At 66.9% G+C, this 23,511-nt stretch carries 22 protein-coding genes; 14 read left to right on the top strand and 8 right to left on the bottom strand.

The features are described from left to right. Positions 1–143: 143 nt before the first annotated feature. The 5 genes from KEC55_RS09945 to KEC55_RS09925 form a co-directional block, all read right to left on the bottom strand. On the bottom strand, positions 144–926 hold the full coding sequence (locus KEC55_RS09945; RefSeq protein WP_176047258.1) for a peptidylprolyl isomerase: 783 nt from the start codon (positions 924–926) through the stop codon (positions 144–146). Between the two features lie 18 nt (positions 927–944). Further along, positions 945–1,253: a BolA family protein gene (locus KEC55_RS09940; protein WP_282505296.1), complete on the bottom strand. Its 309-nt coding sequence runs from the start codon at positions 1,251–1,253 to the stop codon at positions 945–947. Position 1,254: 1 nt separating this feature from the next. Next, the gene (locus KEC55_RS09935; protein ID WP_176047256.1) at positions 1,255–1,785 is read right to left on the bottom strand and encodes a septation protein A; all 531 of its coding nucleotides are present in this window, start codon (positions 1,783–1,785) and stop codon (positions 1,255–1,257) included. A 144-nt stretch (positions 1,786–1,929) separates the two neighbouring features. After that, positions 1,930–2,361 carry a peptide-methionine (R)-S-oxide reductase MsrB gene (gene msrB, locus KEC55_RS09930; protein WP_282505294.1) on the bottom strand — a complete coding sequence of 144 codons (432 nt, stop codon included), beginning with the start codon at positions 2,359–2,361 and terminating at the stop codon, positions 1,930–1,932. 45 nt (positions 2,362–2,406) lie between these two features. Continuing rightward, the gene (locus KEC55_RS09925; RefSeq protein ID WP_282505292.1) at positions 2,407–3,975 is read right to left on the bottom strand and encodes a protein adenylyltransferase SelO; all 1,569 of its coding nucleotides are present in this window, start codon (positions 3,973–3,975) and stop codon (positions 2,407–2,409) included. Positions 3,976–4,154: 179 nt separating this feature from the next. On the opposite strand from KEC55_RS09925, the gene KEC55_RS09920 reads away from it, so the two are divergent. The 5 genes from KEC55_RS09920 (at position 4,155) to KEC55_RS09900 (ending at position 11,631) form a co-directional block, all read left to right on the top strand. Continuing rightward, positions 4,155–5,798 carry a 3-(methylthio)propionyl-CoA ligase gene (locus KEC55_RS09920; RefSeq protein ID WP_282505291.1) on the top strand — a complete coding sequence of 548 codons (1,644 nt, stop codon included), beginning with the start codon at positions 4,155–4,157 and terminating at the stop codon, positions 5,796–5,798. 190 nt (positions 5,799–5,988) lie between these two features. After that, positions 5,989–8,073, top strand: coding sequence for a 3-hydroxyacyl-CoA dehydrogenase NAD-binding domain-containing protein (locus KEC55_RS09915; RefSeq protein ID WP_282505290.1), 2,085 nt, complete (start codon positions 5,989–5,991; stop codon positions 8,071–8,073). A gap of 40 nt (positions 8,074–8,113) precedes the next feature. Then, entirely contained in the window at positions 8,114–8,746 is a 633-nt protein-coding gene (gene pncA / locus KEC55_RS09910) for a bifunctional nicotinamidase/pyrazinamidase (RefSeq protein WP_282505288.1), read from the top strand. 44 nt (positions 8,747–8,790) lie between these two features. After that, a complete protein-coding gene (locus KEC55_RS09905) occupies positions 8,791–9,969 on the top strand; it encodes an acetyl-CoA C-acyltransferase (protein ID WP_282505287.1) in 1,179 nt (392 codons plus the stop codon). 261 nt (positions 9,970–10,230) lie between these two features. Further along, the gene (locus tag KEC55_RS09900; RefSeq protein WP_282505286.1) at positions 10,231–11,631 is read left to right on the top strand and encodes a GGDEF domain-containing protein; all 1,401 of its coding nucleotides are present in this window, start codon (positions 10,231–10,233) and stop codon (positions 11,629–11,631) included. 77 nt (positions 11,632–11,708) lie between these two features. Here KEC55_RS09900 and KEC55_RS09895 read toward each other — a convergent pair whose 3' ends face one another. After that, complete coding sequence (locus tag KEC55_RS09895) at positions 11,709–13,850, bottom strand: hypothetical protein (protein WP_282505285.1); 2,142 nt, start codon at positions 13,848–13,850, stop codon at positions 11,709–11,711. Between the two features lie 879 nt (positions 13,851–14,729). On the opposite strand from KEC55_RS09895, the gene KEC55_RS09890 reads away from it, so the two are divergent. From KEC55_RS09890 to KEC55_RS09875, 4 genes are all read left to right on the top strand, one after another. After that, the gene (locus KEC55_RS09890; protein WP_027787175.1) at positions 14,730–15,044 is read left to right on the top strand and encodes a Dabb family protein; all 315 of its coding nucleotides are present in this window, start codon (positions 14,730–14,732) and stop codon (positions 15,042–15,044) included. Continuing rightward, on the top strand, positions 15,041–15,520 hold the full coding sequence (locus tag KEC55_RS09885; protein WP_174953483.1) for a PaaI family thioesterase: 480 nt from the start codon (positions 15,041–15,043) through the stop codon (positions 15,518–15,520). Before KEC55_RS09890 ends, KEC55_RS09885 begins: the two co-directional genes overlap by 4 nt. Before the next feature lie 158 nt (positions 15,521–15,678). Beyond that, positions 15,679–16,638 (top strand): alpha/beta hydrolase, encoded by a 960-nt coding sequence (locus KEC55_RS09880; RefSeq protein WP_282507511.1) that lies wholly within the window; start codon positions 15,679–15,681, stop codon positions 16,636–16,638. 41 nt (positions 16,639–16,679) lie between these two features. Continuing rightward, positions 16,680–17,120 (top strand): GNAT family N-acetyltransferase, encoded by a 441-nt coding sequence (locus KEC55_RS09875; RefSeq protein WP_282505282.1) that lies wholly within the window; start codon positions 16,680–16,682, stop codon positions 17,118–17,120. 16 nt (positions 17,121–17,136) lie between these two features. Here KEC55_RS09875 and KEC55_RS09870 read toward each other — a convergent pair whose 3' ends face one another. Both KEC55_RS09870 and KEC55_RS09865 read right to left on the bottom strand, forming a co-directional pair. After that, positions 17,137–17,982 carry an NRDE family protein gene (locus KEC55_RS09870; protein WP_282505281.1) on the bottom strand — a complete coding sequence of 282 codons (846 nt, stop codon included), beginning with the start codon at positions 17,980–17,982 and terminating at the stop codon, positions 17,137–17,139. A 76-nt stretch (positions 17,983–18,058) separates the two neighbouring features. Continuing rightward, positions 18,059–19,093: a YgfZ/GcvT domain-containing protein gene (locus tag KEC55_RS09865; protein ID WP_282505280.1), complete on the bottom strand. Its 1,035-nt coding sequence runs from the start codon at positions 19,091–19,093 to the stop codon at positions 18,059–18,061. Positions 19,094–19,170: 77 nt separating this feature from the next. Between KEC55_RS09865 and mltG the strand changes: the two genes are divergently transcribed. The 5 genes from mltG to KEC55_RS09840 all read left to right on the top strand — a co-directional run bounded on the left by mltG (position 19,171) and on the right by KEC55_RS09840 (position 23,508). Beyond that, positions 19,171–20,190, top strand: a complete 1,020-nt coding sequence (gene mltG, locus KEC55_RS09860; RefSeq protein WP_282505279.1) for an endolytic transglycosylase MltG — start codon at positions 19,171–19,173, stop codon at positions 20,188–20,190. Beyond that, complete coding sequence (gene tmk, locus KEC55_RS09855; RefSeq protein ID WP_034188700.1) at positions 20,190–20,810, top strand: dTMP kinase; 621 nt, start codon at positions 20,190–20,192, stop codon at positions 20,808–20,810. Before mltG ends, tmk begins: the two co-directional genes overlap by 1 nt. A 19-nt stretch (positions 20,811–20,829) precedes the next feature. Next, positions 20,830–21,858 carry a DNA polymerase III subunit delta' gene (locus tag KEC55_RS09850; protein ID WP_282505278.1) on the top strand — a complete coding sequence of 343 codons (1,029 nt, stop codon included), beginning with the start codon at positions 20,830–20,832 and terminating at the stop codon, positions 21,856–21,858. A 114-nt stretch (positions 21,859–21,972) separates the two neighbouring features. Next, the gene (locus tag KEC55_RS09845) at positions 21,973–22,752 is read left to right on the top strand and encodes a TatD family hydrolase (RefSeq protein ID WP_282505277.1); all 780 of its coding nucleotides are present in this window, start codon (positions 21,973–21,975) and stop codon (positions 22,750–22,752) included. A 45-nt stretch (positions 22,753–22,797) separates the two neighbouring features. Further along, positions 22,798–23,508 (top strand): ankyrin repeat domain-containing protein, encoded by a 711-nt coding sequence (locus tag KEC55_RS09840; RefSeq protein ID WP_282505275.1) that lies wholly within the window; start codon positions 22,798–22,800, stop codon positions 23,506–23,508. Positions 23,509–23,511: the final 3 nt, after the last annotated feature.

The raw sequence follows: 23,511 nt of genomic DNA, 5'->3' as shown, positions 1-23,511 counted from the left end.
CACACGGGAAAGGCCGCTCTTCGGAGCGGCTTTTTCTTTGGGTGCGCCGCAGCGTATCGTGATGCGCCGGCAGTCAGCCTGCGGGCAATAAAAAAGCCGCTCCGAAGAGCGGCTTTTCGATGTGCGGGCGAGTATCGCCGACGTTACTGAATCTTCGCCTGCTGACGCAGACCTTCCTCGAACGCCTGCAGCTTCTGCTGCACGAGCTGTTGCGCGATCTGCGCCTTCACCTGCTCGAGCGGCGGCGGGGCGATGTCGCGAATATCGTCGACGCGGATGATGTGCCAGCCGAACTGCGTCTTCACCGGCGTGTCGGTCATCTGGCCTTTCTGCAGCTTCTGCGCCGCTGCCGCGAATTCCGGCACGTACGCCTTCGGATCGGACCAGTCGAGATCGCCGCCGTTCTTGCCCGAACCCGGATCCTTCGAGAACTGCTTCGCGAGATCCTCGAACTTCGCGCCGGCCTTGATCTTCGCGATCAGGTCCTTCGCCTGCTGCTCGTTGTCGACGAGGATGTGGTGCAGGTGGTATTCGCGGTTGCCGCCAGCGCCCTTGACGAGATCGTCGTAGCGCGCCTTCACTTCGGCGTCGGTCGGCTGGTTCTTCTTCAGGAAGCTCTCGATCATCGAGCGCAGCACGACGGTCTGCTGCGCGACGGCGACTTGCGCCTTCACGTCCGGACGATTCGGGATGCCTTCACGGATCGCTTCCTGCATCAGGATTTCGCGGTTCACGAGTTCCTGGCGCACGGCCTGCTGCAGTTGCGGGCCGTCGGTCTGGCCTTGCTGGACGAGTTGCGCGACCATCGCATCGGCGCGCGACTTCGGAATCGGCGTGCCGTTGACGACGGCGATGTTCTGGGCAAATGCCGGTGCCGCTGCAAAAGCAGCCGCCGCGACCCACAGGCGGGGGGATTTCAGGATCATCGGGAATTCCTAATGAGACTAGATTGAAGATTCGTTGAATTCTTCGGGCGTGTAAGCCACGATCGCGAGCGCGTGAATGCCGCGCTGCATCGCATCAGCGAGCGCATCATACACCAGCCGGTGCCGCGCGACGCGCGGCTTGCCCGTGAAGGCGGCCGACACGATCGTGACCGTGAAATGGCCGCCGGCGGACGCGCCGGCGTGGCCCGCGTGCTGCGCGCTGTCGTCGCGCACGGTGAGCGCCAGCGGCGCCAGCGACGCGGTAAGGCGCGCTTCGATCAGCGCGATGCGCTCGTCGGGTGAGGCGTGGAGAAAGGCGTCCGTCATGTCACTCGTCCTTCAGGTATTTCGTGAGCCACAGGCTCTGCAGGATGATGAACACGACCATCGCGCCCGTCGTACCGAACAGCTTGAAGTTCACCCATTGCGATTCGGTGAAGTTGTGCACCACGTACAGGTTCGCGACGCCGAGCACCGCGAAGAACAGCGCCCACGCGACGTTCAGCTTGTCCCACACGGGGGTCGGCAGCGTGAGCTGCTTGCCCATCATCTTCTCGATCAGGTTCTTGCTGAACGCATAACGCGCGGCAAGCAACCCGACCGCAAACAACCAGTACAGCACAGTCGGCTTCCATTGAATGAATTTCTCGTCATGCAGGACGAGGGTGGCGCCACCGAAGACGACGATCACGCCAAGGCTGACCCACAGCATCGTGTCGACCTTCCGGTGCCGGAAGGCGACCCATGCAACCTGGGCCAGCGTCGCGATGATCGCGACGGCGGTGGCGGTAAAGATGCCCCAGACCTTGAAGGCGACAAAAAACAGGATGATCGGAAACAGATCGAACAGGAATTTCATGGCGCTCGCAGCTGCGTGAAAGGCCGCTTGCGCGGCCTTTCACCGTTGTAGGGACCCGCCAGGCACCACCGTTGCGGATCGGGGCGGCCAGCCCGAGGCTGGCCGGCCGGCGAGGGTCGACCCCGCCGATCCGCCCGGCGCCGCTCAGTCGTTTTCGGGTCGGGACTCGAAGTTTAACGCAGCCGAATTGATGCAGTACCGCAAACCGGTCTGGTCGCGCGGGCCATCCTCGAAGACGTGGCCCAGATGCGCGCCGCAATGGTTGCAGCGGACCTCGACGCGCACCATCCCGTGCGAATAGTCGACCTTCTCGTCGATCACCTCGCCGTTGAGCGGCTTGAAGTAGCTGGGCCAGCCGCAGCCCGAGTGGAATTTGGAGCCGGATTCGAACAGCGGCGTGCTGCAGACGATGCATTTGTAGATGCCGGCGTCTTCCGTGTCGGTGTATTCGCCGGTGAAGGCACGCTCGGTGGCCGCATGCTGTGTGACCTCGTACTGCATCGGCGTGAGCCGGCGGCGCAGGTCGGCTTCGTCCTTCTGGTACGGGAAGGTTTTGTCGTCGGAATCGTGGGACATGTGGGGTTCTCCTGATCGGTCGGTCGATACGCGCGGGTTGCGGGCTCAGGACGAGCAGCTCACTTCGAGCGACCCGGCCCAGTCGGGCGGCAACGCCGCGTATGCTTCATGCTCGGGTTGTTCGTCGAACGGGCGGCGCAGGATCTGCGCGAGTCGCTCGACTTCCGAAAAATCCTTTTCCTTCGCGCGCCGGATCGCGACTTCGGCCAGATGGTTGCGAAGCACGTATTTCGGATTTGCGCGGTTCATCGCGGCCGCGCGTGCGGCGTCGCCGCGCGTTTCCTCGGACAGCCGCGCGCGGTAGAGGTTCGCCCATGCATCGAACGCTTCGCGGTCGATGAACAGGTCGCGCACCGGGGCGTCGCGGCTCGCGTCGTGCTTCGAGATCTGCGCGAGGCGGCGGAACGTCAGCGTGAAATCCGCGTGGCTCGCGTGCATCGTCTCGAGCAGCTTGTTCGCGAGTTCGGCGTCGTTCTCGCGTTCGAGCTCGAGGCCGAGCTTCGCGCGCATCGCGCGTTCGAGCGCGGGGCCGAAACGTTCCGGAAATTTCGCGAGCACGGCCTGGGCATCGTCCACCGCACGCTCCGCGCGCGCATCGTCGTCGGCGATGCCGTGCTGCAGCCCGATCAGCGGCAGCAGCGCTTGCGCGAGGCAGTAGCAGTTCCAGTGCGCGATGCGCGGCTGCATCCGGTACGCATAGCGGCCGCTGTTGTCCGAGTGGTTGCAGATGTGATTCGCATCGAACGCGTCGACGAAGCCGAACGGGCCGTAGTCGATCGTCACGCCGAGGATCGACATGTTGTCGGTGTTCATCACGCCGTGGCAGAAGCCGACGGCCTGCCACTGCGCGACGAGGTCGGCCGTGCGCAGCGTCGCGGCTTCGAGCAGCGCGAGGTAGGGATCGTCCGCGTCGCGGCATGCCGGATAGAAGCGGTCGATCACGTGATCGGCGAGCTGGCGAAGCAGGTCGGGGCGATCGTTCGAGAAGAAGTGCTCGAAGTGGCCGAAGCGCACGAAGCTCTCCGACACGCGCGTGACGACGGCCGACGTCTCGATTTCCTCGCGCACCACCGGTTGATCGGAGCCGATCACCGTCAGCGCGCGCGTGGTCGGGATGCCGAGGTGATGCATCGCTTCCGAGCACAGGAATTCGCGGATCGACGAGCGCAGCACCGCGCGGCCGTCGCCCATGCGTGAATACGGCGTGCGGCCGCTGCCTTTCAGCTGCAGCTCGTAGCGGCGGCCGTCGGCGCCGGTCCGCTCGCCGATCGTCAGCGCGCGGCCGTCGCCGAGCTGGCCGGCCCATACGCCGAACTGGTGACCGGAATAGACCGACGCGTACGGCATCGCGTGCGCGGGCCAGTCGCGTGTCGGGTTGCCGGCGAACAGCTCGGCGAAGCCGGGCTGCGCGGCGATCGACGGCGGCAGGTCGAGCAACTGCGCGACTTCGCCGGAAAATCCGACGACGTACGGCGCGGCAAGCGGCGCGGCCGGCAGCCGCGTATGAAACGCATCGCCGAGCGTGACGAACGCGCCTGCGGCGGGCGCGCCGAGCGTGGCGGCGAGGTCGGGGAGGGTGTCAGCCGCATCGGCTGCGCTTCGGGAAAACGACATGTTGAGCGCCTCTGGGTAAGCCGATATTGTAAGGCGGCGCCGCGCCGCCCGCATGGTGGCCCGCGCGCCGTGCGCCACGCCCGTCCGGGGCCGCTGACGGGCGCGCCGCGGGGGCGGCTTCCGGACGGAAACGCGCGCCAGGCTGGTCACCGATTCGCATCCTCACGGAGAACAAGACGATGGGTAAGCCGTTGCTGGGCCAGATGATGGACATGCCGTTGCTGGTGTCCTCGCTGATTTCGCATGCCGCGCGGCACGCCGGCGACACGGAGATCGTGTCGAAGCGCGTGGAAGGCGACCTGCATCGCTACACGTACCGCGATTGCGAACGCCGCGCGAAGCAGCTGGCGCAGGCGCTCGCGCGGCTCGGCGTCGCAACCGGCGATCGCGTCGGCACGCTGGCGTGGAACGGCTACCGGCATCTGGAGGCGTACTACGGGATTGGCGGGATGGGCGCCGTATGTCACACGATCAACCCGCGCCTGTTCCCCGAGCAGATCGCGTTCATCGTCAATCACGCGGAAGACCGCTACGTCTTCTTCGACATCAATTTCGCGCCGCTCGTCGACGCCATCGCGCCGCAGTGCCCGCACGTGAAGGGCTGGATCGCGATGACCGATGCCGCGCACCTGCCGTCAGGCGCGACGCCGTACCTCTGCTACGAGACGCTCGTCGAAGCCGAGGACGGCCGTTATGACTGGCCGCGCCTCGACGAGCAGCAGGCGTCGGGGCTCTGCTACACGTCGGGCACGACCGGCAACCCGAAGGGCGTGCTGTATTCGAATCGTTCGACCGTACTGCACGCGTATGGCGCCGCGCTGCCCGACGCGATGAACCTGTCCGCGATGGACGCCGTGCTGCCCGTCGTGCCGATGTTCCACGTCAACGCATGGGGGCTGCCGTACGCCGTGCCGCTCACGGGCGGCAAGCTCGTGCTGCCCGGCAAGGATCTCGACGGGAAATCGCTGTACGAGCTGATGGAAGCCGAACGCGTGACGTTCTCCGCGGGCGTGCCGACCGTGTGGCTCGGGCTGCTGAACTACATGCGTGAAGCCGGTGTGCGCTTCTCGACGCTGAACCGCACGGTGATCGGCGGCTCCGCGTGCCCGCCCGCGATGCTGCGCACCTTCGAGGACGAATACGGCGTGCGCGTGATCCATGCATGGGGGATGACCGAACTGTCGCCGCTCGGCACGCTCGCGAAGCTCAACTGGGCGCAGTCGCAGCGGCCGCTCGACGCGCAGCGCAAGCTGCTCGAGAAGCAGGGGCGCGTGATCTGCGGCGTCGACATGCGCATCGTCGGCGAGGACGGCCGCGAGCTGCCGTGGGACGGCGTCGCGTTCGGCGAGCTGCAGGTGCGCGGACCGTGGGTGATCGACCACTACTTTCGCGGCGATACGTCGCCGCTGACGGACGGCTGGTTCCCGACCGGCGACGTCGCGACGATCGACCCCGACGGCTTCCTGCAGATCACCGACCGGAGCAAGGACGTGATCAAGTCGGGCGGCGAATGGATCAGCTCGATCGACATCGAGAACGTCGCGATCGCGCACCCGGGCGTGGCCGAAGCCGCGTGCATCGCCTGTGCGCACCCGAAATGGACCGAGCGCCCGCTGCTCGTCGTGGTGCCGCGCGAAGGCGCGAACCTGAACCGCGACACATTGCTCGCGTTCTACGAAGGCAAGGTCGCGAAATGGTGGATCCCCGATGACGTCGTGTTCGTCGAATCGCTGCCGCACACCGCGACCGGCAAGCTGCAGAAGCTGAAGCTGCGCGAGACGTTCCGCAATTACGTGTTGCCGACGGCGGTGTGCGAGCCGTAAGCGTTGCACCTCGGGCCGGCGACGGCCCGCGAACCGGTCGCCCGATCCGACCCCGGATCGGGAACAAAATTCAAATTGAACGACCGTGCTTTTTCGTTGTATGCTGCCTCAGTTCATCCGGACATGCGGCTGTTCGACCGCGCACAATGAAGCGCAGCCACCCCGGCGCGCGATGCATGGAGGCAGGCAGATGGCAGTGGATTACTCGACTCGCGACGGCGTGGCCGTCATCACGCTCAACAATCCGCCCGTCAACGGGCTCGGCCTGTCGACCCGCCAGGGCGTCATGGACGCGCTCGATCGCGCCGCGCAGGATCCGTCGGTCACGGCCATCGTGCTGACCGGCGCCGGCCGTGCGTTCTCGGGCGGGGCGGACATCACCGAATTCAATACGCCGAAGGCGCTGCAGGAGCCGACGCTGCACACCGTGATCCGCGCGGTGGAGGCGAGCGCGAAGCCCGTCGTCGCGGCGCTGCACAGCGTCGTGATGGGCGGCGGCCTCGAGCTCGCGCTCGGCGCGCACTACCGCGTCGCGTCGCCCGGCGCGCAGGTCGCGCTGCCCGAAGTGAAGCTCGGCCTGCTGCCGGGCGCGGGCGGCACGCAGCGGCTGCCGCGCGCGGTGGGGCTCGAAACCGCGCTGAACATGATCGTGTCGGGCGCGCCCGTGCTGTCGGAGCAACTGGCGAAAAGCGGGCTGTTCGACGCAATGGCAGACGGCGACCTGCTCGACGCGGCCGTCGCATTCGCACAGAAGGCCGGCGCACAGAAAGGGCCGCATCCGCGTGTGCGCGATCGCAAGATCGTCCACGACAATGCCGCGGGCTTCATCCAGTTCGCGCGCAATTCCGCGCAGGCCGCCGCGCCGAATTTCCCGGCGCCGCACAAGTGCATCGACGCGATCGAGGCTGGTGTGCTGCACGGCTTCGACAAGGGCAGCATCGCCGAGCGCGAGGGCTTCGTCGCGCTGATGATGACGCCGGAAAGCCGTGCGCTGCGCCATGCGTTCTTCGGCGAGCGGGCGGCGAGCAAGATCCCCGACGTGCCGTCGGACACGCCGCTGCGCGAGATCCGTCGCGTCGGCGTGATCGGCGCGGGCACGATGGGCGGCGGGATCGCGATGAACTTCATCAACGCGGGCCTGCCCGTCACGCTGCTCGAGACGAAGCAGGACGCGCTCGAACGCGGCATCGCGACGATCCGCAAAAACTACGACGCGCAGGTGAAGAAGGGCAAGCTCACGCAGGAGAAGCTCGACGCGCGCATGGCGCTGATCGCGCCGACGCTGTCCTATGACGACCTGAAGGATGCCGACCTGATCGTCGAAGCCGTGTTCGAGGAGCTCGGCGTGAAGGAGCAAGTGTTCAAGAAGCTCGACGAAGTCGCGAAGCCGGGTGCGATCCTCGCGTCGAATACGTCGACGCTCGACGTCGACAAGATCGCGGCGTTCACGAAGCGCCCGCAGGACGTTGTCGGCATGCACTTCTTCAGCCCGGCGAACGTGATGAAGCTGCTCGAGGTCGTGCGCGGTGCGCAGACCGCGAAGGACGTACTCGCGACCGTGATGGCGGTCGCGAAGAAGATCCGCAAGACGGCGGTCGTGTCGGGTGTGTGCGACGGCTTCATCGGCAACCGGATGATCGAGCAGTACATCCGCCAGGCGCTGTTCATGCTCGAGGAAGGCGCGCTGCCCGCGCAGATCGACCGCGCGATCGAGAAGTTCGGTTTCGCGATGGGGCCGTTCCGGATGAGCGACCTCGCCGGCAACGACATCGGCTGGGCGATCCGCAAGCGGCGCTATGTCGAGAAACCCGATCTGCAGTACTCGAAGATCGCCGACCGCCTGTGCGAACAGGGCCGCTTCGGCCAGAAGACGGGTGCCGGCTGGTACGACTACGTGCCGGGCGATCGCAAGGCGAAGCCGTCGTCGCTGGTCGACGAGATGGTCGTCGCGTATTCGACGGAGCGCGGCGTCGAGCGGCGCAAGATCGGCGACGACGAGATCGTCGAGCGGCTGGTGCTGGCGCTCGTCAACGAAGGCGCGAAGATTCTCGAGGAGAAGATCGCGTCGAAGGCGTCCGACATCGACATGGTCTACCTGACCGGCTATGGCTTCCCGCTGTGGCGCGGCGGCCCGATGCTGTACGCGGACGTGGTCGGCCTCTACAACGTCGAGCGTGCGATTCGTCGCTACGCTGCGGCGCCGAACGGCGACGCATGGCAGCTCGCGCCGTCGATCGCGGAACTGGCGAAGGCCGGCCGCGGGTTCAACGGCTGACGCGCCCGATCGCGGCGCGACGCACACCCGGAGAAACGCAATGAAACGTACCGACGACGTCCTGCTCGTGATCGACGTGCAATACGACTTCATGCCGGGCGGCGCGCTCGCGGTGCCCGACGGCGATGCGGTCGTGCCGGTGATCAACGCGCTTGCGCAGCGCTTCGACCAGGTCGTGCTGACGCAGGACTGGCACCCGCGCGAGCATGTGTCGTTCGCGGCGAACCATCCGGGCCGCGAGCCGTTTTCCACGCTCACGCTGCCGTATGGCGAGCAGGTGCTGTGGCCCGTGCATTGCGTGCAGGACACCGACGGCGCGGCGCTGCATCGCGACCTCGACATCCCGCAGGCGCGGCTCGTGATCCGCAAGGGCGGCGACGCGCAGGTCGACAGCTATTCCGCGTTCGTCGAAGCCGACCGCACGACGCGCACGGGGCTCGCAGGCTACCTGCGCGAGCTCGGTGCGAAGCGCGTGTGGTGCTGCGGGCTCGCGACCGACTATTGCGTCGCGTGGTCGGCGCTCGATGCGCGCGCGGCCGGTTTCGAAGCCGCGGTGATCAACGATGCGTGCCGTGCGATCGACCTGAACGGGTCGCTCGCGCACGCATGGCAACAGATGCAGGCAGCGGGCGTCGCGCATGTGACGTCCGCGGGCGCGCGCCCGGCGGCGTAGCGCATTTCCCTATCCGATATGAAGCAGGACCGAAGGAGACTCGCATGACCGAAGCCGTAATCGTATCGACCGCACGCACGCCGCTGGCGAAATCCTGGCGTGGCGCATTCAACATGACGCACGGCGCGACGCTCGGTGGCCACGTGGTCGCGGCCGCGCTCGAACGCGCGAAGCTCGACCCCGCGCGCGTCGAGGACGTGATCATGGGCTGCGCGAACCCCGAAGGCGCGACCGGCGCGAACATCGCGCGACAGATCGCGCTGCGCGCGGGGCTGCCCGTGACCGTGCCGGGGATGACGGTGAACCGTTTCTGCTCGTCGGGGCTGCAGACCATCGCGCTTGCCGCGCAGCGGATCATCGCGGGCGAAGGCGAGGTGTATGTTGCCGGCGGCGTCGAATCGATCTCGTGCGTGCAGAACGAGATGAACCGGCACATGGTCCAGGAAGGCTGGCTCGTCCAGCACAAGCCCGAGATCTACTGGAACATGCTGCAGACGGCCGAGAACGTCGCGAAGCGCTACGGCATCTCGAAGGAGCGGCAGGACGAGTACGGCGTGCAGTCGCAGCTGCGCGCCGCGGCCGCACAGGAAGCCGGGCGTTTTCGCGACGAGATCGTGCCGATCACGGTGCTCGCGGGCATCGCCGACAAGGCGACGGGCCGCCTGTTCACGAAGGAAGTGACGGTATCGGCCGACGAAGGCATTCGCCCCGATACGACGCTCGAAGGCGTGTCGAAGATCCGTTCGGCCGTGCCGGGCGGCGTGATCACCGCCGGCAACGCGAGCCAGTTCTCGGATGGCGCGTCGGCATGCGTCGTGATGAGCGCCGATGCGGCGCAGCGCGAAGGGTTGCAGCCGCTGGGCGTGTTTCGCGGCTTCGCGGTGGCCGGCTGCGAGCCGGACGAGATGGGCATCGGCCCCGTGTTCGCGGTGCCCAAGCTGCTGAAGCAGGCAGGATTGAAGGTCGACGACATCGGCTTGTGGGAGCTGAACGAAGCGTTCGCGGTGCAGGTGCTGTACTGCCGCGACACACTCGGGATTCCTGAGGATCGCCTGAACGTGAACGGCGGCGCGATCGCGGTCGGCCATCCGTACGGCGTGTCGGGCGCGCGCCTGACGGGCCATGCGCTGATCGAAGGCAAGCGGCGCGGCGTGAAGTACGTGGTCGTCACGATGTGCATCGGCGGCGGGCAGGGTGCGGCCGGCCTGTTCGAAATCCTCTGATCTTTGACCGGTGGCGGCCGCGGTGTCGCTTCGGCGACGCTCGCGGCCGCGACGTGAATCGGTGAGACAGAACCGCGATTCGAAACAATCGGGAAGCAAAAGGCATGCGCCCGGTAATGCCGTTTCCCCTTACTTGTCAAACGAATTGCCCCACCTATACTTGCTCTGACATTTGCCTTTCGGCACGATGGGCAGGATCGTGCATCGCGCGATCCGTGCCGCGAAGGTTCGAACCAACGCAGCAGACCGACCGGGGACCGAATGAGTACGACCTATGCAGCCGGGGAACCGCCGCGCGTCGTCAGCGCGGCCGCCAGGCTCTACGCGAAATGCCTGCTGATCGGATTCGCGTTGCTGCCTGCGTATCTGATTGCCTACCTGTGGTTCTTCAGCGACCCGCACGTCGTGTTCGAGAGCCACGCATTCCATGAAATCGCGATCGCGGCCGCGACCCTCGAAGGCGCGTTCGTCACCTACGTGACGTGGGTGTGCTACCGGTCGTCCGGCGAGCCGCTGCTGCGCTGGCTGACGCTCGGCTTTCTCGGCTTCGCGATGATCTATGCGCTGCACGGTGCGTTCACCGGGATGGCGCACCACAATATCTGGCTGTTTCTGCTGTACGGGCCCGCGTCGCGGCTCGTGATGTCGATCCTGCTGCTGACGGGCCTGCTGTCGTATTCGCGTCCGTCCGACCGGATCGAGAAACGCACGAGCGCGCGGACGTGGCTGCCGTGGATCGCGTTCTTCGTGATCGTCAACGTCGTCGTCGCCTATGTCGCGTATTCGCCGATTGCCGGCGCGCTCGGCACGCGGCTGTCAATGGAGGGCGGCGCGCTCGTGTTCTCGCTGCTGAACGTCTGCCTGCTGCTCGCGCGGCGGATCCGCTCGCCGCTGATGGTGATCTACGGCGTGTCGATCATGGCATTCGCGCTGTCTTCGCTCGCATTCATTCTCGGCAAGCCTTGGAACCACATGTGGTGGCTGGCGCACGCGATTTTCGCGGGCGGCTTCTTCCTGCTCAGCTACGGCGTCGTGCAGGCGCTGCAGACGACCCGTTCGTTCTCGGCGATCTACAGCCAGGAAGACCTGATGAGCCGGCTGTCGGAATCGATGGCGCGCACCGAGAGCGCGTTGCAGGAACTGCGGCGCACGAACCAGAAGCTCGAGTACATGGCCGCGACCGATCCGATGACGGGCGCGTCGAACCGCCGGCAGTTCATCGCGCAGGTCGAGCGCGAGATGGTGCGGGCGGAACGCGACGGCGCGCCGTTCTGCCTGCTCGCGCTCGATCTCGACAATTTCAAGAACATCAACGACGCGTACGGCCACCAGATCGGCGACGAGGTGCTGCGCGGCGTCGTGCGCCAGTGCCTCGAGGCGATCCGGCCGGCGGGCGGGCTCGCGCGCGTCGGCGGCGAGGAGTTCATGGCGCTGCTGCCGGACATGCCGCTCGAAGGCGCGCGGATGACGGCCGAGCGCGTGCGCTCGTCGATCGCGAGTTCGCCGTTCGGGCTGGATTTCAAGCGCGTGCAGGTGACGGTCAGTGTCGGCGTTGCGCAATACGGCGTCGATGGAAGTACGGTCGACGCATTGCTGAGGGTGGTCGACGAGCGGCTGTACGCGGCGAAGCGGGAAGGGCGCAACCGCGTGGTGTCGCGGTAATCCGGGTTTCGCCGACGCCCCGGGGGCGGCAACGCCCGGGGCTTTTGTATGCCGGTCGGCAGGCGACAGGCAATGCGCTAGCGTGACGCCACCGCCGTCGCGCGCTTCGATTGCCCGTCCTGCATCTGCTGCGACGCCTGCCACCAGTACTTGCCAGCGCGCTGCTGCGGATCGCGGATCGCGAGATACGTCGTACTCCAGAGCTGGGCCGCGTTGGCTTCGGTCGCATCGGCGCTGCGCGTGCCGAACGCGTCGGTCTGGTACTTGCCGTTCACGTAGGACCACGTCCACATCTCCGATGTCCGCATGTCGCGCCCGTTCGAGATCACCTGCCAGATCGTCTGCCGTGCCTGAGTGAGCAGCGTGCGGGTCGCGACCGACAGGTCCTGACGCGCGAGCTGGCGATCGAGCCCGGCCACCCACATCGCCTGCTGCCACGACCAGATCACCGTGCCGTGATACGCGGAACTCGTGAATTTCGGCCACAGTGACTGGCTCGCATACGCAGGGTTCGCGATCAGCATGCCGGCATCGGTCACGAGCCCGGTCGGGAACGGCCGCGTAACGTCGGTGACGATCCGCTGGAGCTGGTCGTCCGGTGGCGTGCCGAACAGCAACGCGAAGCCGCCGTCCGAATTCATCACCGGAATCGGATTGCCCTGCTGATCGAGCGACAGCGCGTAGAAGGCCAGCGGTGCGCTTGGCGCGGCTCCGGGCGGCACGCCGGCGGACGGCGCATAGGCCGACACGTCGGTGGTCGCCTGCGCGGCCGGCACGCCGACCTGGAACAGTGGCGGCGCCTGCGTCTCCCACGTGGTCGCTTCGTTTGCCGTGTTGGCGAGCGTCGCGCGCTGCGCGGCATCGAGGTACGGGTCGAGCAGGCCATGCGCGAGGAACGCGTTTGCCGCGCGCAGCGCGGCCGGCACGAGCACCGCGTTCACGTCGTACGGGTAGACGCCGCCACCGAGCCCGTCGGTGCTGTCGCGCCAGTTGCCGACGATCTCGCCGGGCCGAAGGTGGATCAGGTTCGCGACCGACGGCTGCTGAGCGAACGCCTGCGCGGTCGTCGCGACGTGCAGCAGGTTCACGACCAGGCGGGCGCCGTTGGTCTGCCCGTCGCTGCCGCGCTGCGCGAGATACGCAGCCGCACGCGCGTGGCCGCGCGTATCGTCGATCAGCCATGCGGCCGCGATCGGCGCGAGCAGGTAGTCGCTGTCGATCATCTTGTAGTCGTAGGTCGGCGTCGGATCGTTCGGTTTCCCGTTCTTCTGGTTGTCGACCAGCGCGAATTCGCCGATGCCTTCCTCGTGCGCGACCTTGCCGTCGACCGACAGGCGGCTCAGCACCGACGACAGGCCGGCCTCGATTGCCGCGGGTTCGAGCACGGGCATCAGCATGCGGACGGAGATCAGCGTGTCGCGACCGAAGTACGTGTCGTATTGCCACGAGCCGGCCAGCAGCTTGTCGTTGAAACTCAGGAATTCGAGCACGTTCTGGCTCACCGGATCGGGGTTCACGGACGGCGCGAACAGGTCGGCGCGCGTGATTGGCGACAACGGCGTCTCGCCCGACAGCGCATCGATGTGCAACTTCAGCGTGTGCGAGCCGGCCGGCGCGTTCAGCACGAGCTTGCCGCCGGCTGCGGGCGCAATGTTGCCGCCGTCGCGCAGCGTGATGCGAAGCGAATAGCCGGGCGCGCCGTCGATGCGGTCGCGTTGCCATTGCGCGGCGCTGCCCTGGACGGTCGGCGCGGTGATGATCTGCTGCGGAATCGTCGCGCCGCCGTTGAAGTCTCGCAGGAAGCGCACGTTGCTGAGCACGCCCTGGCGGATCGTCAGCGTGCTGGTGTCGACCGACACGTCGGCGCCGATGCCGTACAGCGGGCGGCCGTGCCCATCGGGGGCCGACAGCGCGGACGGCGGCGTGTCGAGGCTCCAGTTCACGGGCTGCGCGGTGTCGTCGAACCACAGCCCCGTGCCGCTGTTGCCGGCGGGGAAGACCACGAGCAGGCGCGGCTTCGTCGACGAACGCACGAGCAGGTGCGCGGCGACCTTGTCCTGTCGGTAGAACGCGTTGATCTGGCCGCCGGTGTCCATGCGGAACGACAGCGCGGCGGAAATCGACGGCGGGTTGTTCGACTGAACGTCGTCGTCGTTGCAGGCCGCGAGCAGGCTGGCGCAGACGAACCAGAGACACAGCGACTTCGCAAGGCGATGCATGTTGATGTCCCTCCTGGTGATTGGATTGGCGATTTTTTATCTGAATGGTCGAATCAACGGATCTTTTGTCCGTTTGGTACCGTATCGTGGGCATTCAAGTGAATGCCGGGTGTTAATAACGATGTGATGCTGCTGCGGTGAGTGAATTGAGCAGAAAATATATGAGTGGGCGATAAATGCCGAAAGCTGAAACGGCAAGGGGCACCATCCCGCTGCGATGCGAGAAAAAGCAATGCGGACGGTGTTCGTGCGGGCGGATGCCGGCTTGTGTGAAGCGAGGGAAAATCAATCGTAAGCTGCTGTAGGGGATTCTAAATTTTCGGAATAATCGAAGTCAACGATGTTTTCCTGATTTCAGGATATTTTGTGAAAAAAACGATCGTAACTATTACCCATTGAATCGGTAAATTGTGCGATTTAATGAAGGCAAGTATTGGAATCTGGATATGCGGGGAGGAAATAATTGGCAATGACGTTTCATTCCGGCGATTGCTGCCGGACAGGAATTGAAGCGTTGCATTTGCGCGAGTCATTGCAGGGGCGAGCAGGCATGCGCTGAAACGGCGCATGCGAAGCCGGGCAAGTCGCGTTCCCGCAATTCAATGGAAGACTGCGCGATCGTTCCATCGAAGCCGTCAAGTTTGGTAGGCTTGGCGATTGCCGCCGCTTGCGCGGATCGCACGGTCGGCGAGCGACGCGGTGAAAATGCGCGTATCGTCGCCGGAAAGGCCGGACGACAGCCGATTCGACACGCGCTGTTTTCCCGTTGCCGCGACCGCGCGCAAGCGAAGCGGACAGACGACTGGCTGGACATCATCCGGCCGGCCACGATGGGAGCCGAGCCCGCATCGTGAACACCAACGAACAGGAGCAACCGAAGTGATCAGACATATTGTGATGTGGAAGTTGAAAGAATCGGCCGAAGGCGCGACGCGCGCACAGAACGCGCTGAAGCTGAAGGAAAAGCTCGAAGGCTGCCGCGACCTCGTGCCGGGTACCCTGCAGATCGACGTCGGCGTGGCGACACCCGGTCTCGACGCGACCGCCGACATCGTGCTCGTGTCCGATTTCGCGGACAAGGCCGCGCTCGACGCGTACCAGGTGCACCCGGTCCACCAGGAAGTGAAGAAATTCGTCGTCGCGGTGGCCGAATCGCGCGAGTGCGTCGACTACATCGTCGACAGCGCACGATGAGCGACGCGGCAACCCCGACGGAAGGCCCGTCGATCGAAAGCCCGTTCGTCGACATGCTCGGCGTGCAGCTCGTGTCCGCGAAGGACGGCGCCAGCGAGATCGTGCTGCCGCTCGAGGAGCGGCACATGAACACGTGGAGCATCGCGCACGGCGGCGTGACGATGACGCTCGCGGACATCGCGCTCGCGATGGCGGCGCGCAGCCTGACCGACGACGGCATCGGCGTCGTCACGGTCGAGATGAAGGTGAACTTCATGCAGCCGGGCCGCGGCGAGCTGCGCGCTTACGGGCGCGTGATGCACCGCTCGACGACGATGGCCTACTGCGAAGGCGAAGTGCGCGACAGCGACGGCAACTTCGTCGCGAAGGCGCTCGGTACGTTCAAGTACATGCGGCGGCTTGCGGTCGGCCGCGACATCAAGCGGCAACGCTCGCGCACCGCGCCGGACGCCCAGCCCGGCCCGAGCGACGCGTAAGCTCCCGGACGAACGGCCCTGTCTCTGGAATGAGGCAGGGCCGTTTTGTTTTTGCGGCACGGGATTCCCGCATATCGCGCGCCACGCCGGCCAGGCGCGAGCGTGGCATCATGTCACGCTTGTCCGCTCGCGGCGCCGCACAGGCGCTGTTTTCCCCGATGCCGCTGAATCCGAAGATCGCCCAGGTGCTCGACATGATCGAGCGCGCGAAACGTCCGTCATATCACCACCAGACGCCGCAGCAGGCGCGTGCCGCGTACGAGAAGAGCGCGCCGATCCTCGATGTCGCACCGGCGCCGATGCATTCGGTGGAAGAATGCGTCGTGCCGACGCGCGATGGCCGCACGATCGGTGCGCGGCTGTATCTGCCGGTCGCGCCGAGCCTCGCGGAGCCGCTGCCCGCGCTCGTCTACTATCACGGCGGCGGCTTCACGGTCGGCAGCGTCGACACGCACGACGCGCTGTGCCGGATGTTCGCGCGCGATGCGCAGTGCGCGGTACTGTCGGTCGATTACCGGCTCGCGCCCGAACACCGGTTCCCGACCGCGGTGAACGACGCCGACGACGCGTTGCAGTGGCTCCATCGAGAAGCCGCCGCGTTCGGCATCGACGCGGCACGGCTGGCGGTCGGCGGCGACAGTGCGGGCGGCACGCTTGCCACCGTCTGCGCGGTGCTCGCGCGCGATGCGGGCATTCGCTTGACGCTGCAGCTGCTGATTTATCCGGGCGTGACGGGGCACCAGGACACCGAATCGCACGCGCGGCTCGCGAATGGCTACCTGCTGACGCAGGACACGATCCAGTGGTTCTTCACGCAATACGTGCGTGACCGGGCGGATCGCGACGACTGGCGCTTCGCGCCGCTCGACGGCACGCGCGGTGCGCCGTCGTTTGCGGGCGTCGCGCCGGCGTGGATCGCGACGGCCGAGTACGATCCGCTGAGCGACGAGGGGGCCGCGTATGCGGAGAAGCTGCGCGCGGCCGGCAACGCGGTCACGCTGGTCTGCTATCCGGGGATGATCCACGAATTCTTCAAGATGGGCGGCTACATCCCCGAGGTGCGGGCCGCACATATTGATGCGGTCGCGGCGCTGAAGGCCGCATTCGACGACGTTTGACGGCGGGCATTTGACGGCGCATGCGCCGTATGGGAGCTGCGATGGCGGACGGCGTAGTGGAAACGGGCGACTGGACGGTGCTGGGCGGCGACGCTGCGCGCATTCGCGACGCGGTGTTCGTACGCGAGCAACAGATTCCGCCGGAATGGGAACTCGACGACGACGATCCGCTGTCGTTCCATGCAGTTGCCTACCGGATCGATGCGGCGACAGGTGCGCGTCGCGCGGTCGCGACGGGAAGGCTGCTGCCATCCGGCACGATCGGCCGTGTCGCGGTGCTGGCCGATGTACGCGGGCAGGGTGTCGGGTCAGCCGTGCTGAACGCGTTGCTGGGTGCCGCGCGGCACCGCGGCGAAACCGCCGTGCGGCTCTACGCGCAGGATTCGGCCGTGGCGTTCTACGTGCGGCACGGCTTCGCGGCGGTCGGTGAACCGATCGTCGAAGCCGGTGTGCCGCACGTCGAGATGACGCGCGCGCCGTAGCGCGCGGTGCGTGCGTTCAGCGCGGCCGCGTTGCGTCGAGGTCGAACGTGAACGCGCGCTCGAACGAACCCGGACGGACGGTGCGGTGCGAACCGTCGTCGTCGCAGCGCTCCTTGATCTCGACCGTCAGCCGCACGCCTTCCTTCATCGTGACGCGCAGCGCGGTCGTGCCGCGCGTGCCGTATTCGGGCGTCTCGATGAACGCGGCGGACAGCGCACGTTCGCGCTCGATCGGGATGCCGGTATGCGGCAGCGCGTCGTCGTCCGCGACATGCGGGTCGCGCATCAGCGCAATCAGCTCGTCGAGCGACGGCGTCGGATTGTCGGTGAGCAGCGTGCCGAGTTCCGCGCGCTTGCGCACGACTTTCGGCCAGGGCGTATCGAGCCGCGCGTTCGACAGCGCATGCACGCCGGGCGTGATCGCGACGGGCGCGGCGACAATGCTTTCGCCTTCGGGTGCACGGTTGCAGAACCACGCGAGTTCGCGCCGCCGCCAGTCGCCGACGAGCAGGTTGAAGCCGTTATATACGGCCGCATGCTCGGCCAGCTGGCCGAGATACTCGAGCGGCGCGACGGACGCGCCGCCGAGAAAGTCGGACACGAGCTTGCCGCGGGTCGGGGCGCCCGCGCGGATGTCGAACGGCGCGCGATAGTTCGTCAGCGCGGCGAACCGGCCGTCGCGCGAGACGCCGAGCCACGTGCCGCCCGCTTCGAGATCGCGGCCGGCCAGTACGCCAGGCACATCTTCCCACCACGAGAGCGGCGCGCTGGTTCGGCGAAAGAACTCGTCGCGGTTGGCGGCGAGGGTAAAGACGGGACCGGCGGCGGCATCGGGCTGCCAGTCGAAGGCAATCAGACACATCGGGCGAATCTCTCGCAGGAAACATCGGGCGCCGGCTGCGACTCAGGAGCTTGCGCCCGAACGGGTTGTCAGTGCGTCACACTTCCGTCGGCCAGGCGTACGGCAGCGCGTCGAACGCGAGCACCGGGCCGTCGGCCGAACCGAGGTGCACCGTGCCGTTGTCGAGCGCGGCGAGCTTGATCTCGACGAGCGCATCGACGCCGCCCGCGGGCGCGGCCGCCGCATTGACGATCATCCCGCACGGCTGGCCCGGATCGTCGCTGTGGAACAGCTCGACGCCGGCATGCACGGTATCGGTGTCGCCGGCGACGTGCGCGAGCGCGGTGCGGCGCTTGATCGTGCCGCGGTACTGGCTGCGTGCGACGATCTCCTGGCCCGGGTAGCACCCTTTCCTGAAGTTAACGGCGCCGATCACGTCGAAGTTGACCATCTGCGGCACGAACTGTTCGACGGCCGGCTGCGTGATGCGCGGCTCGCCCGCGCGCACGTCGAGCCAGTCCCACACGGCCGGCGACACGACCGGCAGCGTGCCGGCGAGCGCCGCGAGGCGCGCATCGACTTCCGCGCGCGGGCCGATCCACAGATAGCGCTTGCGGCCGGCCGCGTCGGGCACGCGGATCAGCGCGCCGGCCGGGCCGTCGACCTTCACGTGCACGCCGTCCGGCAGCGCATCGAAGATGCCCGACAGCGCGTCGCGCACGTCGCCCGCGAAGCCGGCCACCGCGAGCGTGTCGCTCGCGTCCGTCAGCTTCGCCTTCGCGCGCAGCACGAACATCGACAGCCGCTTCTGCACGGCGGGTTGCACATCCTTCGACACGAGCAGGCGCACGCCATGACCGGCGCGCCACGTGAGGAACGAGCCGAGGAGGCGCCCCTTCGGCGAGCAATAGCCGGACAACCGCGCGCTCGCGGCATCGAGATGCTCGATGTCGTTGGTCAGCTGGCTGTGCAGGAACGTGGCGGCGTCGTCGCCGGCCACGTCGATCACGCCGAACTGCGGCAGCGGCATGCAGGCGCCCGGCGCATCGAAATCGGCGGCGGACGGGCGGGGGAAAGCGGGGAGCGAGGCAGATGCGGCCTGGGCAGCCGGTGAAGCGAACGGTGTGCTCATGGAATGAGGGAACAGTCAACCCTGACTTTGACGGAGGCGAGCAAGTATTATATGGGTCTTACCTGAGTCACGTTTCCATGTCCCTACTGAAGAAATGCGCCGCGACGATCGTGGCGCTGGCCGTCGTTGTGGCCGCTGCCGGCGCGGGCGGCGGATATTACTGGGCGACCCGGCCGCTGCTGCTGGGCTCGGCGTCGCTCGACGTCACGATCAAGCCGCGCAGCACCGTGAAGAGCGTCGCGCTGCAGCTCAAGCGCGGCGGCGTGCCGGTCGAGCCGTTCGGGTTCGTCGCGATGACGCGCGTGCTCGGGCTGTCGAGCCGGCTCAAGTCCGGCAACTACGAATTCAAGACCGGCATCACGCCTTACGAGGTGCTGCAGAAGATCGCGCGCGGCGACGTGAACGAGTACGTCGCAACGGTCATCGAAGGCTGGACCTTCAAGCGGATGCGCGCGGAACTCGATGCGAATCCCGATCTGTCGCACTCGACGGCCGGCATGAGCGACGCCGAGCTGCTGCGCGCGATCGGCGCGCCGGACAGCGCCGTGCAGCGCGGCAGCGGCGAGGGGCTGTTCTTCCCCGATACCTACCTGTTCGACAAGGGCACGAGCGACCTGAACATCTACCGGCGTGCGTACCACCTGATGCAGACGCGTCTCGATGAGGCGTGGGCCGCGCGCGTCCCGGGGTTGCCGTACAAGTCGCCTTACGAAGCGCTGACGATCGCGTCGATCGTCGAGAAGGAAACGGGCCACGCGGCCGACCGCGCATTCGTCGCGGCCGTGTTCGCGAACCGGTTGCGGATCGGCATGCCGCTGCAGACCGATCCGTCGGTGATCTATGGCCTCGGCGACGCGTACGACGGCCGCCTGCGCAAGCGCGACCTGCAGGCCGACACTCCTTACAATACCTACACAAGACGCGGCCTGCCGCCGACGCCGATCGCGTTGCCGGGCGTAGCCGCGCTGCAGGCGGCGATCAATCCGGCACAGACGAGCGCGCTCTATTTCGTCGCGAAGGGCGACGGCACGAGCGTGTTCTCGGACACGCTGGGCGATCACAACAAGGCCGTGGACAAGTACATACGAGGTCAATAATGGCGAGCGGTAAATTCATCACGTTCGAAGGCATCGACGGGGCGGGGAAGACCACCCACCTGCAATGGTTCTGCGAACGGCTCCAGGGCAAGCTGGCCGCGGCCGGCAGGCAGGTCGTCGTCACCCGCGAGCCGGGCGGCACGCAGCTCGGCGAGAAACTGCGCGAGATCCTGCTGAACCAGCCGATGGATCTCGAAACGGAAGCGCTGCTGATGTTCGCCGCGCGCCGCGAGCATCTGGCGCTCGTGATCGAGCCGGCGCTCGCGCGCGGCGACTGGGTCGTGTCCGACCGCTTCACCGACGCGACGTTCGCGTATCAGGGCGGCGGCCGCGGGCTGCCGCGCGACAAGCTCGAGACGCTCGAGCGCTGGGTGCAGGGCGGGTTTCAGCCCGACCTCACGGTGCTGTTCGACGTCGCGCCGCACGTCGCGAGCGAGCGCCGCGGCGCCGCGCGCATGCCCGACAAGTTCGAAAGCGAGTCGGACGCGTTCTTCTCGCGCACGCGCGGCGAATACCTGCGGCGTGCGGAAGAGGCGCCGCACCGTTTTGCGATCGTCGACGCAACGCAGTCGATTCCCGAGATCCGCCAGCAGCTCGAACGCGTGCTCGCCGCGCTGTAACCCGCAAGGAACGCACCACATGATCTATCCGTGGCAGACCGACGACTGGAACCGCCTGCAGCAACTGCGCGCGCAATGGCCGCATGCGCTGCTGCTGCATGGCCAGGCCGGGATCGGCAAGCTGCAGTTCGCGCAGCATCTCGCACAGGGCTTCCTGTGCGAATCGCCGCAGCCGAACGGCGAGCCGTGCGGCGCCTGCGCGGCCTGCACGTGGTTCTCGCAGGGCAACCACCCGGACTACCGGATCGTGCTGCCCGAGGCGCTGGCCGGCGAAGCGCCGGGTGCCGCGGACGACGCGAAGCCGGCCGATGCGGACGAAGGCGGCAAGAAGACGCGGGCGCCGAGCAAGGAAATCAAGATCGAGCAGGTGCGCGCGCTGCTCGACTTCTGCGGGGTCGGTTCGCACCGCGGCGGCGCGCGCGTCGTCGTGCTGTATCCGGCCGAGGCGCTCAACGTCGCCGCGTCGAACGCGCTGCTGAAAACGCTGGAGGAGCCGCCGTCCGGCGTCGTGTTCCTGCTCGTGTCGGCGCGCATCGACCGCCTGCTGCCGACGATCATCAGCCGCTGCCGGCAGTGGCCGATGACGGTGCCGGCGCCCGACGCGGCCGAGGCATGGCTCACGGCGCAAGGCGTCGACCACGCGCACGCGCTGCTTGCCGAAGCCGGCGGCGCGCCGCTCGCCGCGCTGGCGCTCGCGAGCGACGAGAATCGCCCGCTGCGCGACTACACGCTCGGGCAGCTCGCGGCCGGTGCGCAATGCGATCCGTTCGCGTGCGGCGAGACGTTGCAGAAGCTGCCGGTGCCGCTGGTGCTCGGCTGGCTGCAGCGCTGGCTGTACGATCTGCTCGCGCAGCGGATGGCGGGCGCGCCGCGCTACTTCCCGACGCACGCGGCGGCGCTCGCGCGCTGCGCGGAGTCGGTCGACGCGAACGCGTTCGCACGCTTCATGAAAGCCGTGACGCGGCAGCGGACGGTCGAGAACCATCCGCTCAACGCGCGGCTCGTATTCGAGGAATTGTTTCTCGGATATCGGGAAATGTTCGCGTGATCCGGCATTGTTTCCCGTGGATTGCGAAACGGTGAACGGATCACTCGGCGACGCGGCCCGTCGCCGCCTGCCGGCGAGCGCTTGAGCGCGCGCCTTACGTATTCAGGAAACACGATGTTCGTCGACTCTCACTGCCACATCAATTTCAAGGGCCTGGCCGACCGCCTGCCGGCCGTTCTCGAGAACATGCGCGAGCATGACGTCACGCACGCGCTGTGCGTGTCCGTCGATTTCGAGACGTTGCCCGACGTGCTCGCGATCGCGGACGCGCACGACAACGTCTACGCGTCGGTCGGCGTGCATCCCGACCACGAGGAGGCGCGCGAGCCGACGCTCGCGGAGCTTGTCGAGCTGGCCGCGCACCCGAAGGTCGTCGCGATCGGCGAAACGGGCCTCGATTACTACCGCCTCGAAGGCCGTTCGATCGCCGACATGGAATGGCAGCGCGAACGCTTTCGCACGCACATCCGCGCGGCGACCGCGACGATGAAGCCGCTGATCATCCATACGCGCTCGTCGTCGGAAGACACGCTGCGGATCATGGCCGAGGAGCGCGCGGACGTGCCGGGCGGCGTGATGCATTGCTTCACCGAGCCGTGGTCCGTCGCCGAGCAGGCGCTCGCCCAGAACTTCCATATCTCGCTGTCGGGCATCGTCACGTTCAAGAACGCGACCGACGTGCAGGACGTCGCGCGGCGCGTGCCGCTCGAGCGGCTGCTGATCGAGACCGACTCGCCGTACCTCGCGCCGGTGCCGTATCGCGGCAAGCCGAATGAACCTGCGTACGTCAGCCATGTCGGACGCTTTATCGCATCCGAACGCGGGATCGCCGTCGAGGCGCTCGCCGATGCGACGACGCAGAACTTTTTCCGGCTGTTCAAGATCGCCCGCTAACGACGTGCGCGCAGCCGATACAACCCAGGGAAGGAGCCCACAACAATGACGAAGCTGACCAATCATCTGCCCAAACGCGCACTCGTCGCCGCCGCGCTGGTCGCGAGCGGCCTGTTCGCCGCCGCCGGCGCGCATGCCGAGTCGCTCGACGCGATCGTCAAGGCCGTCAAGTTCGACGACATCGCCGACATCGGCAAGCAGCTCAAGAGCGGCAAGCTCGACCCGAACACGCTCGCGCCGAACGGCGATCCGATCCTGGTGATCGCCGCACGCGAGAAGTCGGACAAGGTTGCGGCCGCGATCGCGACGATGCCGAACGTCGACCTCGAGAAGGAAGACAAGGCCGGCGAGAACGCGCTGATGCTGGCATCGCTGAACGGCGACGTCGGCCTCGCGAAGCTGCTGATCGACAAGGGCGCGGAAGTCAGCAAGAAGGGCTGGGCGCCGCTGCACTACGCGGCGACCAACGGCCAGGACGCGGTCGTCAAGCTGCTGCTCGATCACGACGCCTACATCGATACCGCGTCGCCGAACGGCACGACCCCGCTGATGATGGCCGCGCGCGGCAACCATGCTTCGACGGTCAACCTGCTGCTCGACCAGGGTGCCGATCCGCAGGTGAAGAACCAGCTCGGCATCACCGCGCTCGAGTTCGCGAAGCACTACAAGGCGCCGGACGCGATCGACATCCTGAGCAAGCGGACCGAGCGCGTCGGCGGATCGGCGCCGGCAGATGCGCAAAAGAGTGCAAAATGACGG

This window comes from Burkholderia cepacia (genome assembly GCF_029962485.1).
Lineage (GTDB): Bacteria > Pseudomonadota > Gammaproteobacteria > Burkholderiales > Burkholderiaceae > Burkholderia.
Note: the sequence above shows the minus strand (reverse complement) of the source record. Positions and strands in the feature narration are given on the sequence as shown.